Here is a 691-nt window from a genome sequence, read left to right as displayed (position 1 = left end):
TACTCATAGAACACCACCTTCTACAATTGCCACAAAACGGCAAATATCTAAGCGATCCTTGACTCTGGTCACGCCACGCTTGCCATGTCGATTTTTAGCAACAATAATTTCAGTCACACCTGTAGGAAGTTCATCTTCTCCATTGATCGGATGTACTAAAATGATTTGATCTGCGTCTTGTTCGATTTGTCCTGATTCTTTTAAATCAGAAGCTTTGGGGCGTTTTCCTTTCTCTGATTCACGATTCAACTGAGCCAAAGCAATCACAGGACAATTGAATTCTTTCGCTAATGCTTTGAGGTCACGACTGATTGAGCTGACCTCTTGATAGCGATCTTTCTTGCTTGGATCACGAACAAGTTGTAGGTAATCAACAACGATACAACCCAGTTTTTTATACTTGCGACGAGCCTTACGCGCATAAGAATGAATCTCTGCAATCGTTGGTTTTTGCTTGTCTTCAATATGGATTTTCAACTTGCTAAATTTATGCTGTGCTTCAGCAAAATCTTTGAGCATTCCATCGTAAAGTTCGGCATTGTGGATGTTGTCATAAGGAATACTTGTCAATGCTGAAATACTGCGATTTGTGAACGTCTCAACATCCATTTCCGCTGATACCACCAACACAGATTCATCAAAACGTAAAGCAGTCTGAATCGTCACCATTTGAGCCAGGGTTGATTTGCCC

The 691-nt window shown here is 41.0% G+C and carries 1 protein-coding gene; it reads right to left on the bottom strand.

Features of this window, described 5'->3' with window-relative positions; all coding sequences use genetic code 11:
• Positions 1-3: 3 nt before the first annotated feature.
• A partial coding sequence (locus EXE10_RS21140) for a DnaB-like helicase C-terminal domain-containing protein (RefSeq protein WP_323052841.1) occupies positions 4-691 on the bottom strand: 688 nt, incomplete at its 5' end.

Source organism: Acinetobacter sp. WCHAc060033, assembly GCF_004209125.1.
Taxonomy (GTDB): Bacteria; Pseudomonadota; Gammaproteobacteria; order Pseudomonadales; family Moraxellaceae; genus Acinetobacter; species Acinetobacter wuhouensis.
This window is presented reverse-complemented; position numbering and strand designations above follow the sequence as displayed.